Origin of the sequence: Leeuwenhoekiella palythoae (assembly GCF_020310025.1) — a bacterium.
Lineage (GTDB): Bacteria > Bacteroidota > Bacteroidia > Flavobacteriales > Flavobacteriaceae > Leeuwenhoekiella > Leeuwenhoekiella palythoae.
In genome coordinates, this window is the sequence record NZ_CP084318.1 from 206,636 (window position 1) to 227,237 (window position 20,602).

General features: G+C 39.9%; 18 protein-coding genes. 5 read left to right on the forward strand and 13 right to left on the reverse strand.

The features are described 5' to 3' along the window. Positions 1–110: 110 nt before the first annotated feature. A complete protein-coding gene (locus LDL79_RS00830; RefSeq protein WP_225598795.1) occupies positions 111–473 on the reverse strand; it encodes a hypothetical protein in 363 nt (120 codons plus the stop codon). Positions 474–736: 263 nt separating this feature from the next. Continuing rightward, the gene (gene sucC, locus LDL79_RS00835) at positions 737–1,927 is read right to left on the reverse strand and encodes an ADP-forming succinate--CoA ligase subunit beta (protein WP_072982650.1); all 1,191 of its coding nucleotides are present in this window, start codon (positions 1,925–1,927) and stop codon (positions 737–739) included. A gap of 251 nt (positions 1,928–2,178) precedes the next feature. Between sucC and lysA the strand changes: the two genes are divergently transcribed. Beyond that, complete coding sequence (gene lysA, locus LDL79_RS00840; RefSeq protein ID WP_225598796.1) at positions 2,179–3,396, forward strand: diaminopimelate decarboxylase; 1,218 nt, start codon at positions 2,179–2,181, stop codon at positions 3,394–3,396. Here lysA and LDL79_RS00845 read toward each other — a convergent pair. Further along, the gene (locus LDL79_RS00845) at positions 3,393–3,779 is read right to left on the reverse strand and encodes a glyoxalase superfamily protein (protein ID WP_225598797.1); all 387 of its coding nucleotides are present in this window, start codon (positions 3,777–3,779) and stop codon (positions 3,393–3,395) included. The two genes, lysA and LDL79_RS00845, sit on opposite strands and share 4 nt — an antisense overlap. 135 nt (positions 3,780–3,914) lie before the next feature. On the opposite strand from LDL79_RS00845, the gene LDL79_RS00850 reads away from it, so the two are divergent. The 4 genes from LDL79_RS00850 to LDL79_RS00865 are packed head-to-tail and all read left to right on the forward strand — an operon-like array spanning position 3,915 to position 7,349. Then, positions 3,915–4,565, forward strand: a complete 651-nt coding sequence (locus tag LDL79_RS00850; protein WP_225599915.1) for a DUF4159 domain-containing protein — start codon at positions 3,915–3,917, stop codon at positions 4,563–4,565. Continuing rightward, a complete protein-coding gene (locus LDL79_RS00855) occupies positions 4,555–5,076 on the forward strand; it encodes a TrmH family RNA methyltransferase (protein ID WP_225598798.1) in 522 nt (173 codons plus the stop codon). Before LDL79_RS00850 ends, LDL79_RS00855 begins: the two co-directional genes overlap by 11 nt. Then, entirely contained in the window at positions 5,066–6,169 is a 1,104-nt protein-coding gene (locus LDL79_RS00860) for an AI-2E family transporter (RefSeq protein ID WP_225598799.1), read from the forward strand. Before LDL79_RS00855 ends, LDL79_RS00860 begins: the two co-directional genes overlap by 11 nt. Continuing rightward, on the forward strand, positions 6,159–7,349 hold the full coding sequence (locus LDL79_RS00865) for a THUMP-like domain-containing protein (protein WP_225598800.1): 1,191 nt from the start codon (positions 6,159–6,161) through the stop codon (positions 7,347–7,349). The genes LDL79_RS00860 and LDL79_RS00865 overlap by 11 nt, the downstream gene beginning before the upstream one ends. Here the strand turns inward: LDL79_RS00865 and LDL79_RS00870 are convergent. The 10 genes from LDL79_RS00870 to LDL79_RS00915 form a co-directional block, all read right to left on the reverse strand. After that, positions 7,346–7,912, reverse strand: a complete 567-nt coding sequence (locus LDL79_RS00870) for a biliverdin-producing heme oxygenase (protein ID WP_225598801.1) — start codon at positions 7,910–7,912, stop codon at positions 7,346–7,348. The two genes, LDL79_RS00865 and LDL79_RS00870, sit on opposite strands and share 4 nt — an antisense overlap. Further along, on the reverse strand, positions 7,860–8,456 hold the full coding sequence (locus LDL79_RS00875; RefSeq protein ID WP_072982662.1) for a response regulator: 597 nt from the start codon (positions 8,454–8,456) through the stop codon (positions 7,860–7,862). The genes LDL79_RS00870 and LDL79_RS00875 overlap by 53 nt, the downstream gene beginning before the upstream one ends. A gap of 1 nt (position 8,457) precedes the next feature. Continuing rightward, positions 8,458–8,868: a response regulator gene (locus LDL79_RS00880; protein WP_072982664.1), complete on the reverse strand. Its 411-nt coding sequence runs from the start codon at positions 8,866–8,868 to the stop codon at positions 8,458–8,460. Positions 8,869–8,878: 10 nt separating this feature from the next. Beyond that, entirely contained in the window at positions 8,879–11,089 is a 2,211-nt protein-coding gene (locus LDL79_RS00885; protein ID WP_225598802.1) for an ATP-binding protein, read from the reverse strand. Between the two features lie 2 nt (positions 11,090–11,091). After that, positions 11,092–14,739 carry a chemotaxis protein CheB gene (locus LDL79_RS00890; protein WP_225598803.1) on the reverse strand — a complete coding sequence of 1,216 codons (3,648 nt, stop codon included), beginning with the start codon at positions 14,737–14,739 and terminating at the stop codon, positions 11,092–11,094. 231 nt (positions 14,740–14,970) lie between these two features. Then, positions 14,971–16,047 (reverse strand): 3-oxoacyl-ACP synthase III family protein, encoded by a 1,077-nt coding sequence (locus LDL79_RS00895; protein ID WP_225598804.1) that lies wholly within the window; start codon positions 16,045–16,047, stop codon positions 14,971–14,973. 243 nt (positions 16,048–16,290) lie between these two features. Then, positions 16,291–17,979, reverse strand: coding sequence for an efflux RND transporter periplasmic adaptor subunit (locus tag LDL79_RS00900; protein ID WP_225598805.1), 1,689 nt, complete (start codon positions 17,977–17,979; stop codon positions 16,291–16,293). Positions 17,980–17,989: 10 nt separating this feature from the next. Beyond that, complete coding sequence (locus LDL79_RS00905; RefSeq protein ID WP_225598806.1) at positions 17,990–18,721, reverse strand: heavy metal translocating P-type ATPase; 732 nt, start codon at positions 18,719–18,721, stop codon at positions 17,990–17,992. 41 nt (positions 18,722–18,762) lie between these two features. Continuing rightward, positions 18,763–19,983 carry a permease gene (locus tag LDL79_RS00910; RefSeq protein ID WP_225598807.1) on the reverse strand — a complete coding sequence of 407 codons (1,221 nt, stop codon included), beginning with the start codon at positions 19,981–19,983 and terminating at the stop codon, positions 18,763–18,765. 9 nt (positions 19,984–19,992) lie between these two features. Then, positions 19,993–20,598 carry a DUF3347 domain-containing protein gene (locus LDL79_RS00915; RefSeq protein ID WP_225598808.1) on the reverse strand — a complete coding sequence of 202 codons (606 nt, stop codon included), beginning with the start codon at positions 20,596–20,598 and terminating at the stop codon, positions 19,993–19,995. Positions 20,599–20,602: the final 4 nt, after the last annotated feature.

Here is a 20,602-nt window from a genome sequence, read left to right on the forward strand (position 1 = left end):
CTTTTTGTCACAAAAACACTGAGTCGAGGTGTCAAAATGACAAAATATTCACAAAATCGCATAAAAAAACCCGGCGCTTACGCCGGGTTCTCCTACTAACTAAATCACATTTACAACGTGCTTTCTAATTTTACAGGCACGTGATAAGTTTGCCCCACTAAAGCTTTAGAATCTAACTTTTGATAATTAAGACGTCCTTGAATGTATTTTTCAATAGACGCATCTTTTGATTCTACATTAAGCACCACAACCTCGTTGTCTTTATTGACCGTAAATGAAACTTTTACCGAGGTAGTTTGCTCAACGTTAAAATTAGGTTCGGCCAATAGATTTGCAATTTCTTTGTTCATTGCCCGCTTCACTACCTCACTGGTAGTTTTTGCGGTTGGCTCGGTTGGTTCAGTGGTGTTTGCGCTTAGCGCGGTACCGCAGCTGATCGCAACTGCAAGTAGCATTGTTTTAAACGTTTTCATAATGTTTGATTTTTGAATGATGTACTATAAAGACGGTACAGGTGTCAAACAGTTACAGCAAACGTTTTAGTTTAACAGATTATTAACGCTTTTATGTTTTGAAAATCAGTGAGTTACGACGCAAACTAAATCCTTTAAGTCAGCGCTAATAATTTGAATGGTAGCCTTTTATGAAAAATTGATTATAAAATTTTGAGCATAAAAAAAAGCTTCAGAAAATCTGAAGCTTTTCATTTCGCCTAAGCGAATTTATAACTTTTCAACTAAGCCAATACCTGCTGTACTTTATCTGCTGCTTCTTTAAATTGAATAGCACTTTGTACATCAAGACCACTATTGTCAATCAATTCTTTCGCAATATCTGCATTGGTTCCTTGAAGTCTAACAATAATAGGCACATTGATCGTTCCCATATTTTTGTATGCATCTACAATACCTTGAGCAACACGATCACAACGTACGATACCTCCAAAGATATTTACAAGAATAGCTTTTACGTTAGGATCTTTAAGGATCAGGTTAAATGCAGTTTCTACACGCTCTGCATCAGCGGTACCACCTACGTCTAAGAAGTTAGCCGGTTCACCACCTGCTTGCTTGATAAGGTCCATTGTTGCCATTGCAAGACCGGCACCGTTTACCATACACCCTACGTTTCCATCAAGATCCACGTAATTAAGCCCAACTTCTTTAGCCTCTACCTCTACTGGGTTTTCTTCACGCTTGTCACGCATTGCTGCGTAATCTTTATGACGGTATAATGCATTATCATCTAAAGATACTTTAGCATCTACAGCCATAATTTTATCATCGCTGGTCTTAAGCACAGGGTTGATCTCAAAAAGTGAAGAATCAGATGCTGAATACGCTTTATAAAGTGCAGCAACAAACTTGGTCATCTCTTTAAAAGCAGTTCCGCTAAGACCTAAATTAAAAGCGATGCGGCGCGCTTGAAAAGGAAGCAGTCCTGTTGCAGGATTAATTTCTTCAGTAAAAATAAGATGTGGAGTTTTTTCTGCAACTTCTTCGATATCCATTCCACCTTCGGTAGAATACATAATCATATTCTTACCGGTAGCTCTGTTTAATAAAACAGACATGTAATATTCTTCCGGCTCACTATCTCCAGGATAGTACACATCTTCAGCAACTAATACTTGATGTACTTTTTTACCTTCGGCTGAAGTTTGAGGGGTTACCAGATTCATACCGATGATCTCTCCTGCAATTTGCTCCACCTCTTGAAGGTTTTTAGCCAGCTTTACTCCACCGCCTTTTCCTCTACCTCCGGCGTGTACTTGCGCTTTAATTACGTGCCAACCGGTACCGGTTTCTTCTGTAAGTTTTTTTGCAGCTTCAACTGCCTCTGCAGCAGTAGTTGCTACTTTACCGCGCTGTATACGCACTCCAAAACTGCTAAGTATTTCTTTTCCTTGATATTCGTGTAGATTCATAATCAGGCGTTTCTATAAATTTGAAATTTGCAGAGCAAAAATAAGTATTTAGCGCAAACCCTGCTAGCAATTTACTTCTGATTTATCTATTCCTAAGGCAATTTTAAAACCTTTGCGTAAGCCGTGTAGGATCAAATTAAAAACCACAGGCCAGATTGCGTTTAAAATATGACAAAGGCTTATTTTTTTAAGTGAAGACTGCCTATAACTAAATAATCTATACTAGATTTGTAGGCTTAAAATTTAAGATTATGACCCACCAAAACTTGCTATCGATCGCAAAAGAACACGGAAGTCCCGTTTATGTTTATGATGCTGAAAAAATTGAATCTCAATATAAACGTCTTACTGGTGCTTTTAAAAAGGTTAAAAACCTGCGCATCAATTATGCAGTGAAGGCTTTGTCTAATCTTGCTGTGCTTCAACTGATTCACGGTTTTGGAGCCGGGATGGATACAGTAAGTATTCAAGAAGTACGTCTTGCCCTTGCAGCGGGTATTGATCCATCAAAAATTATGTTTACTCCTAATGGCGTTTCTTTAGATGAACTAGAAGAAGTCGCTAAGATGGGGGTGCAAATCAATATTGACAATCTTTCTATTCTGGAGCAGTTTGGGACCAAACATCCTAAAACTCCAGTTTGTGTACGTATCAATCCGCACGTGATGGCGGGCGGAAATACCAATATTTCTGTTGGACATATTGATAGCAAATTTGGGATCAGTATTCACCAGATTCCACATTTACTGCGTATCGTAAAAAATACCGGAATGAACATCAACGGTATTCATATGCATACCGGTAGTGATATTCTCGATATTGATGTATTTCTTCACGCTGCAGAGATCTTATTTGATACCGCTAAAGACTTTAAGGATCTTGAATTTTTAGACTTTGGCAGCGGCTTTAAAGTGCCTTATAAAGAAGGTGATATTGAAACCAATATTGAAGAACTAGGTGATAAATTGAGTAAGCGTTTTAATGCTTTTGAGAAAGACTATGGTAAATCACTAACCTTAGTATTTGAGCCCGGAAAATTCCTTGTGAGCGAAGCCGGAAAGTTTTTAGTTCAGGTTAATGTGATCAAGCAAACTACCTCTACTGTTTTTGCACAAGTAGATAGTGGTTTTAACCATCTCATTCGCCCAATGTTCTACGGAAGCCGCCACGAGATCACAAATATCAGCAACCCAAAAGGCCGTGAGCGCTTTTACTCAGTTGTAGGATACATCTGTGAGACCGATACTTTTGCGACAAACCGAAGAATTGCAGAAATCGCTGAAGGTGATATTCTTGCTTTTAGTAATGCCGGTGCTTATTGTTTCAGTATGGCGAGCAATTACAACTCAAGATATCGCCCGGCTGAAGTATTATTCATGGAAGGAAAAGCACACCTTATACGTGAGCGCGAAACTTTTGATGATTTGATCAAAAATCAAATTCCTCTAAAAGAAACCGTCAAAGCTTAAGCTTCGGCATAAAAGATCAGGCCGTTTTTAAACGGATCGTAAAAGGCAAATTCTAAAGTACCCCAAGGCTTTTCTTCAAGCGAAGTATGGTTGTGAAATACACCCATAAGCTGGTATTTCTTGTAAAGGCTTTCAATACCTTGCACCTGAATGCGCAACATAGGTCTGTTTTTGTCCTGCTCCCATTCTGAAGCTTCGTGCCACTGCAGATGCAGCGCGATGTTATTGCGCCGAATACCCGCATAACGCGGCTGGCGTTCTTCATCAATAAAAACCAACTCAAAGCCAAGTTTTTGGATGTAGAATTCTAAGGCTTCCAGCACATCTTTTACGGGAAGAATGGGTATGATCTGAGCGAGATAATCAGTATTAGAGGCACTCATAAACCTTATTTTTAGGAAGGGGTTATTATCGTTTTAACTTTTATGCTTGCCAAGCCCTAATGAAATTTTAAAAAATAGTGCGTTGGCTAGAAAATAAGTATTTTCGTTTTCAATTTAAAAAACTAAAACTACGTGATTAAGCTTTGGCTTTGCTCTTTATTAACACTCCTATTCACAGGGTCTCATGTGCTTTGTGCCCAAAGAATAGCGGTATTGCAATACGAAGGTGGCGGCGACTGGTATGCTAATCCTACCTCGTTACCCAATCTAGCTCAGTTTTGCAATACTTCTATTCATACAGCCATTGACCCTAATATAGCAACAATTAAAGCCACAGATCCTGCCATAATGCAATATCCTTTCGTGCATATGACCGGTCACGGTAATGTTTATTTTTCTGAAGATGCGCTGCGCAATTTAAGAGACTACTTAAACAGTGGTGGCTTTTTACACATAGACGATAATTACGGCATTGATGAATACTTGCGACCGCAGCTCAAGAAATTGTATCCGCAAGAAGAATTGATCGAGTTGCCTGCAAACCATCCTGTATTCTCAAGTGCATTTGCTTTTCCGCAAGGATTACCCAAAATTCACGAACACGATGGATTAAGACCTCAGGCATTCGGGTTGTTTAAAGAAGGACGCCTGATCATCCTATACACAAAAGAAAGTGATTTAGGAGATGGTTGGGAAAGTCCGGCTGTTCATAACGATCCTCCTGAAGTTCGTGAAAAAGCTTTAAAAATGGGCGCTAATATTATAAAATACGCCTTTGAAAACTAAACAACTCAATCACGAAGAGACGCAAATAGCACCACAACCATTACCTTTTGTACTGGTCTGTGATCGCATAAATAGTCCGGCAAATGCGGGAAGTCTTTTTCGGCTTGCAGATGCTTTAGGTATTCAGCATATTTATTTTTGCCAGGCAAGTCTTAATTTTGAAAGCACCCGCCTCAAACGTACTGCACGTTCCTGTGAAAAGCAGGTAGCGTACACCGCCGTGGAAGATGCTGAAACCCTTCTTCTGCAATTGAAAAGTGAAGGTTTTTCGTGTATCGGTCTCGAACTGACCACACAAAGTATTCCATTGGAAATATTTAAACACCAAGCATTTGAAAAAATAGCCTTATTTTTAGGCAATGAACGGCACGGAATTGACCAGCGTATTCTAGAGCAGTTAGACTATTTAACCTATATCCCGATGCACGGCAAAAACAGCAGTATGAACGTGAGCCAAGCTGCCGCCATCGCCGCATACCAATTATTAAATGCCCCGAAATATGAAAGATAAATCTAAAGTCATTGCATACGGTATTCTCAGAGCCTTGGGGATCATCGCCGGAATTGTATTTATACTATGGTTTTTGTATAAAATTCAGGCAGTACTTGTATTTATCTGTATTGCTGCGGTCATTTCTTTGATAGGAAGACCGGTGGTCAATTTCTTAAAAAATAAGTGCCGATTTAGCGCCGTGGCTGCCGCAATAGCTACCCTCATTATGGTGCTCATTGTAATATCGGGGATTCTCGCATTGTTTATTCCTATTTTAATTGATCAAAGTGAGCATATTAGTAAAATCAATTTTGAAGAAGTAAAACACAACATCAACCGGCTTAATGTAGAATTCAGCCGAGCGATGGGTGTTGACCAGGTAACGCTGATAGAAGGATTAAAACAATCTGACTTTATAAAGAATTTTGATATTTCGGTGATTCCGACATTTATCAATAGCATACTGGGTAATTTCAGTTCGTTAATTGTGGGCTTACTTTCGGTAATCTTCATTTCATTCTTCTTGCTGAAAGACAGTCATCTGCTTTTAGACAGTTTTCTCGTTTTTGCCAATACAGGAGAAGAAAAAAGATTTCGAAGAGTTTTTCATAAAACCAAACAACTATTATCACGTTATTTCTTAGGAATTTTACTGCAATTGATGATTCTATTTACCATCTATGCTATTTTACTGGTAAGCTTTCAAATACCCAATGCCTTTGCTATAGCGCTGTTTTGCGCAATGCTCAATGTGGTTCCTTATATTGGTCCGGTTGTTGGCGGCGTGGTGATGATGCTGCTTGTGATTAGTGGAAATTTTACTGCCGACTTTCAAACGGTGATTCTGCCGAAAATGATCTATGTGTTTATCGGGTATTGTATTGCGCAGTTGATCGATAATTTTATCAATCAGCCTTTAATTTTTGGGAGCAGCGTAAAATCACATCCTTTAGAGATTTTTCTGGTGATTGTCATTGCAGGTTTAATCTTTGGTATTTTTGGGATGGTGGTTGCTATTCCTGCCTACACAGCGATCAAAGTAATCGCAAAAGAGTTTCTCTCAGAATATAAGATCGTACAAAAGCTTACTGAAAACCTGTATGAGCCTTAATAAAAATTTGCTACAGCCCGAAGTTCAAGCATACCTGAGAGCGCATTATAAAACAGATGTTTCTAAAGTTTTATTAAGCTCCTCGCCTTTTGAGGCCATAAGCAGTCCTGAACTGGCTCAGCAACTTATTGGGTTACAAAAAGCTGAAGGCAAACTCCCTACGTGGTTTAAGCATCCTGAAGTACTCTACCCTCCAAAACTCAATTTAGAACAGACTTCATCAGAAGAAACCGCAGCGTATAAAGCGAACCTATTTTCCGGAAAGAAAGCTTTAGATCTTACGGGTGGCTTTGGTATTGATGATTATTACTTCAGTCAGCAATTTGACGAAGTAATCCATTGCGAATTAAATCCTGAACTCAGTGCGCTGGCACAGCATAATTTTGAAGTATTGGGCGCAAAAAATATACAAACGCACAATCAAAACAGCATTGATTTTTTAAAAGATACTTCTTCTCATTTTGATCTGATCTTTACAGATCCATCGCGAAGAAATGAGGTGAAAGGAAAGGTTTTTATGCTGAAGGATTGCGAACCCAATATCCCTGAATACCTGGACTTGCTATTAGATAAAACCGATATTCTAATGGTTAAAACGAGTCCGTTGTTGGATATCACGGCCGGGTTACGTGAACTGAAACATGTTTTACAAATTCACAGCATTGCGGTTAAAAATGAGGTCAAAGAGTTACTTTGGATACTTTCCAAAAAAGATGATACTAAAGCTTTAAGCCTTTTTGCTGTAAATCTCTCGAGTGATTTTGATGCTCCGGTCACAGTAGATTTTGACGCATTACAATTTGCTGAAGCCACCTTTGATGAGCCACAAACCTACCTTTATGAACCCAATGCAGCTTTGCTTAAGCTGGGAGCCTTTAACTGGATTTCAGAGCATTACGCCCTAGACAAATTGGCTGTCAACACACAGCTCTATACTTCAGAAAAATTGATTGAGTTTCCGGGCAGGCGATTTAAAATCAAAGACCGTATTCCGTATTCAAAAAAGACGATCAGTCAGTTGCTTAAAGGAACACAAGCGCATATTACCACGCGTAATTTTAAAGCTTCTGTAGCGGATTTACGGAAAAAATTCAAAATTAAAAGCGGTGGTGAGCGCTATATTTTCTTTACTACTTTAGAAAATGGTAAAAGCCTTATGCTTGACTGCGAAAAAATCTAAGCGTAGCTGTAAGAATCTTTAAAGATCATAAATGCTGCGTGCGCGCCATCTACCGCGTCTTGATGTTCTTGCTCAGAGTACGGCTTGGCTTCTACCGCACCGGTAAAATTCTTCCAGCGCTGCATAACCTCAGGTGCTGATTTTCCGAAGAAATTATGCGTTGTTTTATCTTTAAGATGCTCACAAGACTCTAGTTTTTTTCTAATAAGCAAACCTCCCATCATCGAACCTTCAACCACATAGATCAAACCTAAAAGATAAGCGCTACTAAACTGTTCTTCAGTTGACTCAACCTGTGGAATTTCAGCGTCCAGATCGGTTAGATCTTTTGCTAGCGCTTTACTTTTTGCCGCATCAGCGTACACCTTTAAGTTCTCATCTAAAGAAGCGCTATTAGCCTCTAAAATACGATCTATACGGGCGTAAGCCAGGTAATTTTGTTGAAGTAATTGAGTGTATGTAGCAACGTCAATACTGTGATCGAGAATAAATTTTGCAAGATTATCTTCTTCAGTCTTCTGGTGTAAAGTTGCTGTTTGGGTCTTTAAGTGTTTTAAAATCATATCCTGATTTTAGGCGTTTAAGGTCTTCTTGAATTTTGAGCATTCCTTCGCGATGCGACATATTTTCACGAGAAAAATTCTCCAGAAAAACTTCAATATCGCGTACGAGTTTTTTACTCTCTACTATTTTTTTACGCACCGGATGCATCATCGGTCCGTTTTTAGATATGGCGTTGAGGTAAGGCTCCAGGCGAATATGCAATTTGCTGATATTCTTTTTCAGCATATAACCAGATGCTCCACTGAGAATGGTATCAGCGGCAAGCTCCTCATCGTTTATGGTACCGGTGATGAACAAAAAGGTTACCGAAGGGGTCAACTTTTGGGCAACTTCTAAAATCTCTAAACCAGAACACGTAGGCAGATTGTAATCTGATATAATCAGATCTGGCGGATTATTAACCAGATTCAGTCTAAAATCTGTTAGGTTGTTGCATACAATCACCTCAGCATTTTCTGCCACTTTAAAGATCTCTCGTCTCATTAGCGTCACATCGGCGGGATTATCCTCAACCATTAAAATTTTCAATTCTTCTGTGATCATATTATTTATTGTAAACAATCCAATAGTTAATCAAAGCCGGTAAAGCCTTTGATAATTCGGGATAGTTGCGTGGTTTTTCAATAAAACTATTCGCACCCAATTTATACGCTTTTATTATTTCATCCTTTCGGTCTGACGAACTCATCATTACCACCGGAATCCCTAAATATGCCTCGATCTTTCTAAATTTCTTTAAAATCTGCAATCCGTTTAAACGAGGTACTTTGATATCCAACAACACGAGTTTTGGTTGCTGCAATCTAAATGCTTCAGACTCTAAAAAAGCCACCGCTTCCTGCCCATCTGAGATGTGTTTGATGCCGTAATGCGGAATATTCTTTTGAAATATTCTGTTCATCAAAGCAATATCAGTGTTATTGTCTTCTATCGATAAAATATAATCTTCTGCCACGGATTAAATTTTAACCTAAATTAAATAAAAATGTACTTCCTTCACCCGGCTTGCTGATCACCGCTATAGCACCCTTATGTTTTTTTATAATGCGCTTGGCAATAGTGAGACCTATCCCTGAGCCTTCGTACTCGTCTCCTACCAACCGGTTAAAGAGTCTAAAAATACGCTTCTCGTGGCTTTGATCAAACCCAATCCCATTATCCTGTACAAAATAAAATCCTTTATTCTGATGCTCTTTAAAACCGATGGTTATTTGAGGCTGCTCAACCGCTCTCGTGTATTTTAATGCATTCGTCAATAAATTCTGAAGCACTTGAGCGATCATTTTACGATCTCCATAGGCTTGAGGCATTTGCGGAGCCACAGTAATCGAAACCGAAGGATAATCTTGCGAAATAGGCAAAATCCCAAGCACGTCGTCAACGAGCTTGTTCATCGAGAATTTATCTTTATTCATCTCTGATTGCGAAACCATCGAGAACGCTAAAATATCATCAATTAACTGATTCATTTTAGTCGCCGAACCTATGATCGTATCAATGGAACTTTTGCCAAATTCATCAAGCTGCTCAAAATAGTCTTCCTTAATGATGTGTGCAAAACCATCAATCCCGCGTAAAGGCGCTCTCAAATCGTGTGCTACACTATAACTGAAGGTTTCTAGGTCTTCATAAGCGATCTGGAGCAGATTGTGCAAGCCTTTGATCTCATCATATTTCTCAAGAATTATTTGAGAAATATCCTGCTTTAGCGCTCGAGCAGCAACGATCTCATAATCTTCCCATGGAGCCGATTTACCTTCTTCTTGTATTGACCAGGCTTCGAATGATTTTCGCGGTGTTAAGCGTTCGTTGCTATCTAGCGTACTTAGTTTATCAGGATTTCCGGCCCAATTAACGGTCTCTATTTTTTCTGATTTGAACCAAAGGATCGCATCCTTTTTAAGATTAGACAAAAACAAACACATCACTCCAGAAGCTTTCGCTTTTATATCCTGTAATTCCGGAAGGTCTTTTGTTAACTGTGTGGTGATTACCTCATCCTGCTCAAGAGGTTTGAGTCGGTTTATTAATGCTAGTATCTGTTCTTTATCTGGAGTGATGCCTACTCTTTTAAGCTTACCGTCTAAAAACACGGCCGCACCCTGAGCCTGAGTAAGATCAAGCATCGTATGTGATCCTTTGGTCAGGCCTTTATGAACATTCCAGTTTTTGGTGATCTTTTCCATCAAAAGACTACGTGTTTTTGAGGCTTCATTTAGCTTTTGTAAAAGGATATTTGAAGAAAGCAGCACCAGCTGACTAGAAAATATTTGTGTTAGAAATTTACAGGATTGGCGTTTATAAAAGTCAACGAATTTAGGTGAATAATGATGACAAGCGATCAAGCCCCACAAGGCTCCTTCTGAGATTATAGCTGCGGTTAGCGAAGCTCCAACGTTCATATTTTCTAAATATTCAATATGAATTGGTGACGAGGCTCTGGTTTCGCTCAACGATAGATCAATAGGGTTTTCTTGCTCTTTACCACCTAAAGCTTGTATGTGTACCGGTGTACTCGTTACATCTGCAATGATGCGCACCCCTTGTTTTAAAAACAATTTACGCGCTTGCTGCGGAATATCTGACGCCGGATATCGTAAGCCTAACCAGCTTTCTAAATGCGATTCCCGGGCTTCTGAAACCACGATTCCATCCCAATGCTCATCAAACCGATAGATCATCACCCGGTCGTACCCAAAAAACTCTTTGATCAAATCTGCAGTGACATCGCACATACGCTGCTCCTCGCCCGCTCCGTTGAGTTTGCTTACGATCTCTGCCAATTGATTTTGATATTCAAAAGCATTGGCATCAACTTCCAGAGGCTCAAATTCTACAACCAGATTGCCTTCATTAAGGTGAGCTAACATCGCATAGTGTTGACCCTCTATGGTGGTATGTATAGGCGTGGCCTTCTCAGCAACTTTAGTCTCTAAAAGCTGCTGCGTTTGCACCTCATCAAAAACCGCTTTTAAAGATTGACCTAAAAGCGCTTCGGGGCTTTTATCAAGAATCTGAGCGATGTTATCACTACAGTAATTTACGATATGTGAGGTGGCATCACAGGCAATAAGATACCCGTGCTTTTGAATTTTACCTAAAATGTGAATGGGTTCTCTGTCGCAATTGGTTAAAGTAACTTCTTTGGGATATAGTGACGTCGGACCGTGAGCCATAGTTATTTTTTAATTTTGAAATAGAACGTACTTCCTTGACCAAACTCTGAATCTACCCAGATTTTACCTTCGTGCAGTTTTACGATCTTTTTACAATGCGCTAAACCTACACCGGTGCCGTCGTATTTTTCTTCGGTAGGAACACGACCAAAAATCTTAAAGATCGCCTCAAGATCATCTTCTTTAATTCCTATCCCATTATCTGCAATAGCGAAGGTCTGGTATTCATCATCAGAGAACGTTGAGATTCGAATACTTGGGTTGGTGTCTTTCTTTCGGTATTTTAAAGCATTACTGATCAAATTCTGAAACAATAAACGCAATTCGGTTTCGTAGGCCATCATTTGTGGCATTTTACCCACGGTTACAGTTGCGTTCGCTTCCCTAATGCTTCGGTTGAGATCGTATTTTACCACCTCAAGCAATTCGGCTACATCTACTTTGGTTTTTTTAAGGTCTTCCCCAATGCGGCTGTGTTCTAGCAGCGCTTTAATCTGCTCTGCCATTCGCCCGGAAGCTTCGTGAATATAACCTAGATATTCTTTACCTTTTTCACTCAATTCACTACTGAATTTCTTCGAAAGAAAATCACTACTGAATCTAATCGTCGAAAGCGGTTCTTGAAGGTCATGCGAACAAATCGAAACAAATTGTTCTAGATCTGTATTGATGCGTTCTAGGTCTTCTTTTTGCTTTTGTAACTCTTGTTGCGCATTTTTAAGATCTGTGATCTCCATCAGCGTGCAACGCCATTGGGTGGTATCTTTCGCAGAAGTTGTGGTCATCAACTCAGCATTAAACAGCACATCTACTTTGTCTCCATCAACACATTCTAGCATTAATTCTTCATTAGCGATACTACCCGATTTTTCGAGTTCGTCTAACAAAGCAATTGCTTTAACCTTCGTACGCTTCGGATAAAACTCAAAGATAGACTTACCAATAATTTCATTTTTCTCTTTGAAGCCCAAAGTCTCTACGAAAAGCTTATTGCACTCAGAGATCAGACCAGTATGCGAATTGATCGTAACGTGCATCACTGGATCATCCTCATAAAAAGCTTTGAATTTCTCTTCACTTTTACGCAAACGCTCCTGTGATTGTTCGACCTTGTGAATATCAATAAAGGTGATGACCACCCCATCAATTTTATCCTGGCCTGTAACGAACGGAGAAATACGCTGTAAAAAATAGCGCCCGGATTTACTTTTGATACGCTTTTCAAAAACCTGCCCGGTTTCCATTACAGATTTAATGTTATCTACAATGGTTTTACGTCTACGAATGCCAAAATTCGCCACAAAATTCTCTATGGATCGCCCAATATCTTGTTTTACCAAATGAAAATGCTCCCGGATCGCCGGTGTGAATTTTCTGATAATCAAATTCTTATCTAAGAAAACTGTACCAATTCGGGTACTATCCAGAAGATTATCCATATCCGCATTAAGCATCGCCAGATCTTCCATCTTTTCTATATGCTCAGCATTTACGGTGTGTAACTCTTCATTTACACTTTGCAATTCTTCATTGGTGCTTTGCAATTCTTCATTGGTGCTTTGCAATTCTTCATTAGACGCCAGAAGTTCTTCGTTTGACGCCTGCAATTCTTCGTTGCTGGTTTCTGCTTCTTCAAGCGCATTACTCAGCTCGTATTGTGTCTCTTTTAGCTCTTCCTCAAGATCTCTTATGCGTTCTTGTGAAGATTTATGAATATCAGCGCGCTCAACGATAATCGCTTTGTTATGCTCACGGTCTTGCTCAATAAGCGTTATAATAAAATGAAAATCGCCTTCTGCAACGCCGTTTTTAATAGGCTTAACTAAGACATCAAGACGGGTTTGTAATTCTTCATCATCCCCATACACCTCCACGTCTTTATACAAGATTTGTGAGCGCTTTCTTTTTGCTTTATTCACGGTGTTTTTAATGGGGCCGGCGAGTTCTTCCGGAAGCATATCAATAAGGTTTGTTGTAAAACCTTCTTCGGGTAATTGCGCATATTTTTTAAAAGCGCCCATAGCTTCCAAAATCTGGAAGTTCTCATCAATATACACACTTGCAGCCCCATACTGCTGAATGATCGCCTTACTGATCTCTTCTTTCAGGCGTTGCGTGTTGCTGTAATTTTGCACGTTTCCGTTTTTCATTCCGTTTTCGTGACGTTTAAACGTTTGACGTTCTGCCGTAGAATTCAACATTTCGGTTTTTAAGCGCTCAGAACTTTCTATATTTCTGTAGATATTCCACTTTCTATTGATTTCCTCAAAATTATCTTTATGCACACCCAGAGATTCGCTGGAGCCTAACGTCAAAATACCGTCTTGCTTCAACGCATAATGCAGCAGATGAATGACTTTAGTTTGCACATCGTTTTGAAGATAGATCAAAAGATTACGACACATCACCACATCCATATTTTTAAATGGCGGATCATTAGTGATATCGTGATTAGAAAAAATAATGCATTTTCTTAAATTATCTTTTACCACAAAATCGTCTCCGTGCTTTCTAAAATATTTTTTGAGACGATCCTTAGAAAGATCGCTCAATACATTTTCTGAATAGCTTCCGCGACTGGCAATATCTAAATGATCTTGAGAAACATCTGTTGCAAAGATCTTAAGCGAAACATCTTTGTCTTGTTTTTCGATTTCCTCTAAAAATAAAATCCCCAAAGAAAACGGCTCTTCTCCTGTGCTGCACCCAACATCCCAAACCTTAATCACATCGCCATCATCTTTTGAAGCGACCAGTTCAGGTATAATACCTTCTGCCAATAGCTCCCAAACTTTATAATCTCTAAAAAACTTGGTTACCCCTATCAAAAATTCTTTGTATAGCGTTTGAACCTCTTCTTTATGGGTCTTCAAATATTCAAAATAACCTTCAAGAGAATCGAGCTTGAGTACACGTACCCGTCTACCAATGCGGCGCAGTAGGGTGGGACGTTTGTAAAGACTAAAATCGAGTGCGGTATGAGTTTTAAGCACTTTTAAAATCTCTTTTAAAAGACGCTCATCGTATTGGTAAAGTTCGGCGTCAAAGTCAATACTGCTTTGGGCTTCAAAATAATTGGAAAGTTCGTCACTTATACGTTCCACCGGAACGATAAAATCTGCTAGGCCAGTTTTTATGGCGTTACGCGGCATACCATCAAATTTGGCCTGCTCAGGTTGTTGCACCATAACCACGCCACCTTTCTCTTTTATGGCTCTAATTCCGCGCGAACCATCGCTTCCGGTTCCACTTAAGATGATCCCGGCGCAATGTTCTTTAGAATGATTAGCGAGCGACTCAAAAAAGAGGTCTATAGGTAGATTAAGCGATTTATCTTTGGGTTTTTCTAAAAGTCTGAATTTTCCGTCTTTAATCACCAAATTATTAGTAGGCGGAATCAGATAAATACAATTGGCTTTGATCTCTCCTTCATCTTCAATAACCTCAATAGGAATTTTAGTATTCTTCCCTAAAAGCTCTGCCATCAAGCTTTTATGATCTGGAGAAAGGTGTTGCACCACAATATAACTGTATAGTGATGCCGTAGGAACATTATCAAAAAAGTCATTGAGCGCTTGCAGGCCACCTGCACTTGCTCCTATTCCTACGATTACGTGAGTTGCTTTGTTAGTTTTTGTATTTGTAGTCACAAAATCTTTTTAGAGGTTAAGCACTCACAAAAGCAATATTGCTTAAAATAATAACCGTGAGCCCAGTCTCTCAAAAGTAAGGTTTTTAACCTAAAATTTGCAATTAAATGTTAATGTTTAAGATTTAATTATGAAAAGTATTATCAGTAATAATATTAATTAAATCTGAAAATTCAATAAAGCACCCAAAATTATAACAATCAAACACTTACACCGACAAGCAAAAACATTTTAAAATTGGTAAACCGCAGCATTAATATTCATTCCCGCTCCTACCGAAGCAAAAACTACTAGGTCTCCGGCTTCAATGCTGTGGCCTTCCACTTTATTTTTTAAGATTAAGTCGAGTAAAGTAGGTACGGTGGCTACAGAAGAATTCCCTAACCACGAAATGATCATCGGCATAATACCTTCTGGCGCTTCTTCATATCCGTATAGTTTATACAGTCGGTCTATGATCGCGTCGTCCATTTTGCCGTTTGCTTGATGTATCAGCACTTTCTTTACCTTTTCGATCGGCACCTCGGCTTTATCTAAACAAGCTTTTATGGAAAGTGGTACCGTTTCTAACGCATATTGATATAAACGTCTTCCGTTCATTTTTAAATAAAGATCCTGCTTATTTTCTTCGGTAATATTATAAGAACATCCCATCGTAAGCATTTCGGCATAACGATACGTGTCTGAACGGGTTTTATGTGCTAAAATTCCGATGCGCTGATCAGCTTCTCTGCTTTCTAGAATAGTCGCTCCTGCCCCATCAGCATAGATCATACTGTCTCTATCGTGTAAATCAATAACCCTAGATAAGGTTTCGGTTCCAATGACCAGAATTTTTTTAGCGTCGCCTGATTTAATATAATAATCAGCCTGGATCATCCCTTGTAACCAGCCGGGACAACCAAAGGGCACGTCATAAGCCACACACTCCGGATTCTTGATTTTTAATTTATGCTTGACCCTAGCAGCCAGAGCCGGCACCATATCGCTTCGGTTTGAACCGTGTTTTACATCTCCAAAATTATGAGCTACAATAATATAATCCAGCGTCTCAGGATCAAGTTGCGCATCTTTAATCGCATCTTTTGCAGCAAAATAAGCAATATCAGAAGCAACTAAATCATCGGCTACATAACGGCGCTCTTCAATCGTGGTAATCTCTTTAAATTTATCTACCACATACCGATTATCTTTTGCAATGGGCGTTCCGTTAGATTCGTAAAAAGCAAAATCTAAGAAGTCATCGTTGCTTACTTTTTTCTTTGGTAAATAAATTCCGGTTCCGGTAATTACGCTGTATGTGGTCATAGTACTGTGTGCAGTTGGGGCAGTCTAAACTGTATTTTTTTGATTTTCTAAAACGTTGTTTTTTTGCTAAAGCGGTTAAAATACAATCTTATTTCGTTTTACCTAAGCTTCTCTACAAATTATTACAAAATCCAAACCAAACCACAACCTTTTAATTGCTTAAAATTCAACAGTTTAATCGATGCGTTCTAAAGGAATTAAATGCTAAAAACTTCAATAATTATAAAGGAAATAACTTAGTTCTTAACCTCCCAGAGTATCAATAGTGCTTCCGCAGGTGAGCATCGCTTCGCCGTAATACGGATTTTTAATTTCATCAGAATTGCTTAACCAAATGGCTCCTTGACTATTATTGGCCATCGGGCACCGCTGCACAAACAGATAAGGCTTTATCGCTGTACTGTTCTGTACCACTGCGGTAAAATGCACATTCAAACTGATAAAGTTTTCGCGTTGCTCTGCTAAAGTGGAACTATTTGAAATTTTCGCTGCTTGTTCAAAAACAGTAGCCAGGAGGCTCTGAACTTCGGTTGACGAACCGTCTACTTTTAAGGCTTCGATGTCCTCTCTGAAGTTCTCTGATGCTTTTTGCACCTCTTGCGCATCTGAAGCCACAAAAGCATCCTTCAGAGTAAAATAGGATGGCAACACCGCGTTTAATTCTTTCTGAAATGTTTCGGATAACTGAAAATTGGGCGCTGTTTCTTGTAATTCAGAACCGGTACCTTGATACATCATTGATTTTTTGCCACTAAGCTGAGCCGCAGCGTCAACGGTAAACGTGCCATTGGTAACAATTTCGGTGCCGGGCGACAATCCGTTTAGAATTTCATAATAATCCCCAGATTTGGTTCCTAAAGTAACTTCTCGCATTTCAAAAACTGATTGGTCACTTTTAGGTTTCACATATACCAGTGAGCGATCACCCGTCCACAACACCGCGGATGCCGGTACTGTGATCGTGCTCGCTTCAGAAGCGCTTCCTTTTAGTTTAGTTTCAATAAACATTCCGGGTTTTAATACCTCTTGGGGATTCGTCAAGGTAGCCCGTACCGTCACCGTTCGCGTTGCACTATTGAGCACAGGGTCTATGTAAGAGATCTTGGCATTAAATCGCTGATCTGGATAAGCATTTGTTGTGATCTCTAAATCCTGACCAATTTTAAGCTGATTGATCTGATGCTCATACGCGTCAAATTCGGCCCAAACCGTATTCAGATTGGCTACTTTAAATATAGGATTGCCGTCCATAATATGCGCACCTTCGCTTACCATCAATTCACGCACGACTCCCGCAACGTGCGCATAGATTGGAAAACGCGTCACCGTATTTCCGGTAGTTTCAATTTCATCTAAAAGTGCATCAGAGATCATCCAGTTTTTAAACTTGTTGCGCACCGCCTCATAAAGTTTGGGCTGTTTATCTTTAAGTTTTGCCGCGGTTACCAGTTCTTGTTGTGCAGCGACCAGTTCCGGCGAATAGATAGTCGCCACTTGCTGGCCTCTACGCACTTGTTGCCCCACAGAAGTAACCATCAAACGCTCTACTCTACCGTCAAAATGTGCCGGCTGCGTAGCCACTTGATCATCATTTATGGCTATGGTTCCTGATAATTTCAATTCAGAGGTTGTTTCTCCTAAATTGCCCACAACGGTCGTCTGAATATCCGCCAGAGCGATCGCACGATCAGTCATTCTGAATTGATTGACTGCTAATCCTGCGCTTTCTTGTTGTGCCGGAATCAAATCCATCCCACAAATGGGACAATCTCCGGGTTCATTTCGCAAGATTTGCGGATGCATAGAGCAGGTCCATAACGCAGTATCCTCACTAGGTACTTCTTTCGCTCCTTCCGAAGGATTAGAAAGAAGATATCCAAGCGCCAAACCAAGAACCAATGTGGTTAAACTGAATGCTACAATCTTTTTCATAAAGTTGATTTTAAATGAACAGCATCACCAGAGCCATTACGATCATCAGCGCATTTTCGATAAAAGTAGCTTCGGTCATAGGCAATTTTAAAGCAGTACCTAAACAAGCGCAGGTGATCGCTTTTTTGTCCAGCAACGTGCGTGTAACTCCAATTGTGGTAATGCCTAAAATGACTAAAGTCACTATAAGTGCAACGGTAATCTGAAACCGCATTAAAAAGCATAGGCCTAGTGCCAATTCGATAAACGGATACACCCAACCATATGCCGGGATCGCCTTAGCCAAAGGGTCATACATGCTAAAGCTCGCCGGGAAACCTTTAAGATCTAACAATTTAAAAAAGCTGAATACGATGTAAAACAGCCCCATAAAATCGAGCATTATCGCCTGCCAGTCCCAAGTCTCTTTATGCAATAAAACCGCTGCAGCGATCAAGAATGCAAAAATTAAAAACAAAGGTTTAAGTTGCTGAATTTTGCTTTGTGATGTTTCAGCAGTTGAAGTTTCAAACACATTTGATTTTGGCTGTGCATGATTCTCCGTTTCTGAGATCTCATATTTTGAAGGCAAGGCTTGCTGAAGGGTTTGCGTAGCAATATGCTTATGCATCGTGATCTGGGCTTCACCAGCATTTAGATTGACTTTGGCGTGAGCTACATCAGGCACGGCATTCAATTTAGCCTCAACGCCAGATCTGCATCCTTCACACGTCATTCCTGTAATTTTATAAGTATGTGTCATTATATGAATATTAAAATTTGATTATAGCTATGTCATTGGCTTTAGTTAAAAAACTTGATCAATAAACCTGCGGTTAGCCACACATAACACCCTAAAGCTGCATATTTTAAGGTACGTTCTAAGGTTTTGCTTTTGGGCGCCATTTCTTTCATATGCATCATATCTTTATGTTTAAAAAAGCCTAGGTAGAGAAGGTAACCCGAACCTGCCAGAAAAGCCAGATTCAAGAAAAAGGTATAATTCAGTTTAAAATAAGAGGCATCTTGAACTTTCACTTGACTGGGATTAGGAAGTAATTGAAAAGCCTCAAAACCGTAGTGCAACAGCAGCGAAGCCCCCACTAAGGAAGTGAACAGTAAAAACAGGATGAATAGAGACATCTTCCAGCCATAATACTTGGCGTTGATTCTCAAAATAGGAAACACCACCAGATCACTGAAAATAAACGCCATCACGCCGGCAAAACTTACACCTTTACCAAAGAGCAAAGCCGCAAGCGGAATGTTACCCATAGATCCAATAAAAGTGATGAATGCAGCGACCGGCCCTACTATTATATGTTCTAAAATCTCAAGAAAACTAAAGTCAGTATTCCCGTCTCCCGAACCTATAAATAGCGTCTGAAACCACGCATCGGGTACAAATGCAGCTACGATACCGGCGATGGTGAAGCCTACGGTCACGTCTTTCCAGACCATTTTCCATTCCATCCCGTACTGTTTGGCCACTTTTGCCCAACTTTCTTCAGATTTCATTTTCTGCTTCCAAGATTTGGAATCTGGATCCGTATCGTCCTCTTTCTCGCCTAGATTTTTTCGGGCATTCTCAATCAACTTTTTAGGATTGATCAATCTGATCAAAATCCAACTGAGTAAAATGAGTAACACGCCACCTACATACTCACCTACCACAAATTGCCAACCCAAAAAAATGGAAATAATGATCCCAAGTTCGATGACCAAATTGGTCGAAGCCAGTAAGAAGGCAATACTAGCTACAAAACTCGCTCCTTTTTTAAACAACGATTTGGTCGAAGCAAGTGCTGCAAAACTGCACGAACTGCTGATAAACCCAAAAAAGGTTCCTAGCAAGACGCCTTTAGTCTCGTTGCCACCCATGGTTTTTTGCATCCGCTTTTCGGTTACAAAGATTTGAATCATACTGCTGATGAGGTAGCCCAGTGCAAATGCCCACAGCGCCATCCAGAAGAATCCCGCAGTGGTATAAGCCGCTTCACCCCATTGTTTTAAAAAGTCGTTCATAGTGCTAGTTTACTGAGTTATGGTTGCCGTTACCGAACCGCAATTGAGCATTTTAGCTCCGAAATATGGATTGGTCACTGCGGTATCTTTAGCCAGCCAGTCGGCTCCTTTTCCATCAAAAGCCATTGGGCAATGCTGCACGTATAGTGTTCCTGCCTTTATGGTACTTTTAAAATAGGCTTTTGCTCCCGTAGCGAATGCTGCAAACGCCTTGCGCTGTGCCGGCAACTCATCAGTGGTTGCTATTCCTTCAGCCAAAGTCTTGAGTTTTGCATTTCTTTCGTCAAAAATCATGGCAAGTTGGGCTGCTTCTTGTTTTGCTTTTTCTGAATCACTAGCGACTAAAGCCTGCTGAACTTTGGCATAGGCTTCCCAAACGGCATTGGCGTTGTTATCTGCAAAGGCAAGCGGCGCATTATCCACTTTGTTCTCCGGTGCTTCTGCCGAAGCTTTGTTTTTTTCGCCCATTTCATCAACTTCTTCCATTTGCATAGGTTGTTCTTGGTGGTCTTCTAATTTGACATCTGTCTCAGAATTTGATTTTTTATCATTTCCGCAGGAAACTAAGCTTAAGGCTACTACGGCGATACTTATAAAATTTAAGGTCTTTTTCATGGTT